At 75.3% G+C, this 4,267-nt stretch carries 5 protein-coding genes; 3 read left to right on the top strand and 2 right to left on the bottom strand.

The features are described 5' to 3' along the window. Positions 1-432, bottom strand: a 432-nt coding sequence (locus ACFRMQ_RS38760; RefSeq protein WP_380735595.1) for a deoxyribodipyrimidine photo-lyase, incomplete at its 3' end; no start/stop codon positions are given. 107 nt (positions 433-539) lie between these two features. Here ACFRMQ_RS38760 and ACFRMQ_RS38755 point away from each other — a divergent pair. Continuing rightward, positions 540-1,523 (top strand): aldo/keto reductase, encoded by a 984-nt coding sequence (locus ACFRMQ_RS38755; protein ID WP_380735594.1) that lies wholly within the window; start codon positions 540-542, stop codon positions 1,521-1,523. A 15-nt stretch (positions 1,524-1,538) separates the two neighbouring features. On the opposite strand, the gene ACFRMQ_RS38750 is transcribed toward ACFRMQ_RS38755, so the two are convergent. Continuing rightward, on the bottom strand, positions 1,539-2,180 hold the full coding sequence (locus ACFRMQ_RS38750) for a DedA family protein (RefSeq protein WP_380735593.1): 642 nt from the start codon (positions 2,178-2,180) through the stop codon (positions 1,539-1,541). A 218-nt stretch (positions 2,181-2,398) separates the two neighbouring features. On the opposite strand from ACFRMQ_RS38750, the gene ACFRMQ_RS38745 reads away from it, so the two are divergent. Together ACFRMQ_RS38745 and ACFRMQ_RS38740 are read left to right on the top strand one after the other, a co-directional pair. Further along, positions 2,399-3,616 carry a GNAT family N-acetyltransferase gene (locus ACFRMQ_RS38745; RefSeq protein ID WP_380735592.1) on the top strand — a complete coding sequence of 406 codons (1,218 nt, stop codon included), beginning with the start codon at positions 2,399-2,401 and terminating at the stop codon, positions 3,614-3,616. A gap of 46 nt (positions 3,617-3,662) precedes the next feature. Next, the coding region (locus tag ACFRMQ_RS38740; protein ID WP_380735591.1) for an AAA family ATPase at positions 3,663-4,267 on the top strand (605 nt) is incomplete at its 3' end.

Genomic DNA, 4,267 nt, shown 5'->3' with positions numbered 1-4,267 from the left:
CGCGTAGTGGTCCCGGCCGGCCGGGGCGATCCGGCCCGCCGGCACCACCGTCACCGAGGCGTCGTGGACGTGCAGCCGGTCGCCGAACAGCGTGCGCAGCCGCTCCTCCCGCCGGCGGGCGAAGGCGCTGACGCCCGCCGCGACGTGCACGGTGGCGGCGCCCGCCTCGGCGGCGACCCGGGCCGCCTGCTCGGCGGGCTCGCCGCCGCGCACCGTCAGCCGGGAGCCGATCCGGCGCAGCGAGGCGTCCAGGTCGGCGAGGCAGTCGGCCAGGAAGGCCTGCCGGTTGGGCGCGGCGAACCCGGCGTCCGCGACGGCCGGGTCCAGCACGAACAGCGGCACGACCTGGTCGGCGGCGGTGCGGGCGGCGTGCAGCACGGGGTTGTCGTGCAGCCGCAGGTCCTGGGTGAACAGGGCGATCGATACGGTCACGGGAGGGGCCTCACAGGTGGCGCGTCGGGGTGCTCGGGCACTCCTACCGGATGTCCGCGCCCGTCGGCGAGGTGGATTGGTCCGAACGGGCGTGAGAGGCTCGCCCCATGGAACAGCGCGTACTCGGCCGCACCGGCCGTCCCGTCTCGATCGTCGGCCTCGGTACCTGGCAGCTCGGTGCCGACTGGGGGAACGTCCGGGAGGAGGACGCCCTGGCCGTCCTGGAGGCCTCGGTGGACGCGGGCGTCACCCTCTTCGACACCGCCGACGTCTACGGCGACGGCCGCAGCGAGCGGCTGATCGGCCGTTTCCTGAAGGAGCGCCCGGACGCGGAGGTGTTCGTCGCCACCAAGTTCGGCCGCCGGGTCGAGCAGCGCCCCGAGCACTACAACCTCGCCAACTTCCGTGCCTGGGCCGACCGTTCGCGGGACAACCTGGGGGTGGAGCGGCTCGACCTGGTGCAGCTGCACTGCCCGCCGACGCCCGTCTACTCCTCGGACGAGGTGTTCGACGCCCTGGACACCCTGGTGGCCGAGGAGCGGATCGCCGCCTACGGGGTGAGCGTGGAGACCTGCGCCGAGGCGCTGACCGCGATCGCGCGCCCGGGCGTCGCGAGCGTGCAGATCATCCTGAACGCCTTCCGGCTCAAGCCGCTGGAGCAGGTGCTGCCCGCCGCCGAGGCGGCCGGCGTCGGCATCCTGGCCCGGGTGCCGCTGGCCTCCGGGCTGCTCTCGGGCCGCTACACCGAGCAGACCGTCTTCGGCGCGGACGACCACCGCACGTACAACCGCCACGGCGAGTCCTTCGACCAGGGCGAGACCTTCTCCGGGGTCGACTTCGCGACCGGCGTCGAGGCCGCCCGGGAGTTCGCCGCGCTCGCCCCCGAGGGCGCGACGGCGGCGCAGACGGCGCTGCGCTGGGTCACCCGGCAGCCGGGCGTGACCACGGTGATCCCCGGGGCCCGCAACGTGGCGCAGGCCCGGGCCAACGCGGCCGCCGCGGAGCTCGCGCCGCCGGCGACGGACACCCTGGCCGCGGTGCGCGAGCTGTACGACCGACGGATCCGGCCGCAGGTGCACGACCGCTGGTGACGGCGGGCGCGGGCGTCAGGGCTCCTCGTCCCGGTCCTCGCGGGTCGGGCCACCGGCCCGGCGCCCGCGCCGGCGCAGGTACCAGACCACCAGGGCGACGACCACGACCACGGCGACCAGCAGGGCGAGGGCACGGCCGACGGTGCCCTCGACCCGGGTGTAGGCCGCTCCGGCGAAGTAGCCGAGCAGGGTGAACCCGACGCCCCAGAGGACACCGCCGAGCGCGTTGTACAGCAGGAAACGCCGGTAGGGCATCCGGGAGGCCCCGGCCAGGGTGGGCACCATGGCGCGGAAGAAGGCGACGAAGCGGCCGAAGAACACGGCGGCCGGCCCGCGCCGGCGGATCAGCTCCTGCGCCTGCCCGGCCCGGTCCGCATGGCGCCGCATCGGGCGTGAGTCGAGGATCCTCGGGCCGAGCCACCGGCCGATCTCGTAGCCCGCCGTGTCGCCCAGGATCGCGGCGCAGACCACGAACAGCACGATCCAGCCGATGGCGATCCTGCCCTGGCCGGCGAGGAACCCGCCGAACACGGCGGCGGTCTCGCCGGGCAGGAAGAAGCTGAAGAACAGGGCGTCCTCGGCGAACACCAGACCCGCGACCACCAGGTACCCGACCGGGCCGGACAGCCCGCGCAGCCAGTCGGTGATCACGTGCATCAGCCACCCCGTCCGGGCCCGCGGTCCCCCTCCGCCTCAATGTAGTGCCAACGGCCCCCGCCGACCCGGCGGAGCCGACGGCCCCCGGCCCTCGGGGGCTTCCCCGGCCGTCGTCCGGCGGGCCCGGAAATTCGTTTGACCCGGACACGCGGTGACGCTGGACTTCGGTGGGCACCGCACCGGGCGGGGCCGGCACGACGGGGAGGCAGCAGCACCGCATGGAGATCCGTTCCACGACCGACCAGGACCTCGAAGCCTTCGTCCACACCTTCCACGCCGCGCTGGGCCGCTTCCCGGACGCGCCGGACGCGGAGGGCGGCGGGGTCTGGTGGGCGGCGACCGAGCCGGACCGCAACCTGCTCGCCGTGACGGCGGAGGGGCGGCCCGTCGGCACCGCCGGCGCCCACACCTTCGAGCTCACCCTGCCCGGGCAGGCCGTCGTCCCGGCCGCCGGGGTGACGTCGGTCGGTGTGCTGCCCACCCATCGCCGCCAAGGCGTGCTCACCGCGCTGATGCGGCGCCAGCTGGCCGACCTGCGCGCTCGCGGGGAGTTCCTCTCCGTGCTGCTCGCCTCCGAGGCCGGGATCTACGGCAGGTTCGGCTACGGGCCGGCGACGCACACCCGGCGGCTGACGGTGCAGCGCCGGAAGGCCGGGCTCGCCGCCCCCCGCGCTCCCCACGGACAGGGGGCACCGGCGGGCTCGGTCGAACTGCTGCGGCGGGCCGACTGCGAGGCGGTGCTGGAGGAGGTGTACGACCGGTACCGCCGCACCCAGCCGGGCGCGCTGTCCCGGCCGCACCGCTGGTGGGCGCTGGGCGCGGGCCAGCCGCCGGTGGCCCGGAAGCCGCGCTACGTCGCCGTCCACCGGGACGCCGACGGCACCCCGGACGGCTACGCCAGCTACTCGAAGGACGGGGACACCCTGACGGTGGACGAGACCATCGCCCTCGACGACGCCGGGTACACCGCGCTGGCGCGCTTCGTCCTCGGCCACGACCTGGTCGACAAGGTCGTCTTCCGGCACTGCCCGGCGGACCACCCGTTGCGCTGGCAGCTCGCGGACTTCCGCGCCGCCGAGCCGAGCGGCGAGACCGACTGGCTCTGGGTGCGGCTGCTGGACGTCCCGCGCGCGCTGACCTCACGCGGCTGGTTCGCGGACGGCGAGCTCGTCCTGGACGTCGACGACCCGTTCCTCGGCGAGCGCCGACGCCACCTGCTGACCGTCCGGGACGGGAAGGCGGAGTGCGTCCCGACGGACCGGGAGCCCGACCTGTCCCTGGACGTCCGCGACCTCGGCTCGGTCTACCTCGGCGGCACCGCCCCGAGCACCCTCGTCCGGGCCGGGCACATCCGCGCCCACCACCCGAACGCGGCCGCCCTCGCCGACACCCTCTTCCGCGCCGAACGCGCCCCGCACTGCCTCCACTTGTTCTGACCCGGTCCGTGCCCGCCCGCGCCGTCCGGCGCAGTAGGGTCGCCGCATGCTCCTGTGGATCAACGGCCCGTTCGGGGCCGGCAAGACCCAGACCGCGCACGAGATCCGGCGCCGCCTCCCCGGCAGCGTCGTCTGCGACCCCGAGCACGTGGGGTTCGGCCTGCACCGGATGATGCCGTCGAAGCTTCGCGGGGACTTCCAGGACCTGCCCGCCTGGCGCCAGGGCGTCTTCGAAGTGCTGGACCGCACGCTCGCCGCCCACGACGGGGTGGTGATCGCGCCGATGACGGTGGTGGAGCCGGTGTACTTCCGCGAGACCGTCGGCCGGCTGCGCGAACGCGGCCACGACGTCCGTCACTTCGCGCTGCTGGCCGAGCGCGGCACGGTGGTGCGACGGCTGCGCGAGCGCGGGGGCGGGCACGTCGTGGGGTTCGTCGCCGGAAAGGACGCCCCGCTGCGCCGGGAGAGCTTCGCGCTGTCCAGGCTCGACCTGTGCCTGGAACGGCTGCGCGGGGAGGAGTTCGCCGAGCAGGTGTGGACCGACCGGCTCACCGTCCCACGGGTCGCCGACCACATCGCGGCCGCCTCCGGGCTGAGGCTCGCCCCGAACACCGACGGCCCGCTCCGCGGACGCGTCCGCCGGGCCTGGAC

The sequence above is a fragment of the Kitasatospora sp. NPDC056783 genome (genome assembly GCF_042789895.1).
In the GTDB taxonomy this organism is placed as follows: domain Bacteria; phylum Actinomycetota; class Actinomycetes; order Streptomycetales; family Streptomycetaceae; genus Kitasatospora.
This window is presented reverse-complemented; position numbering and strand designations above follow the sequence as displayed.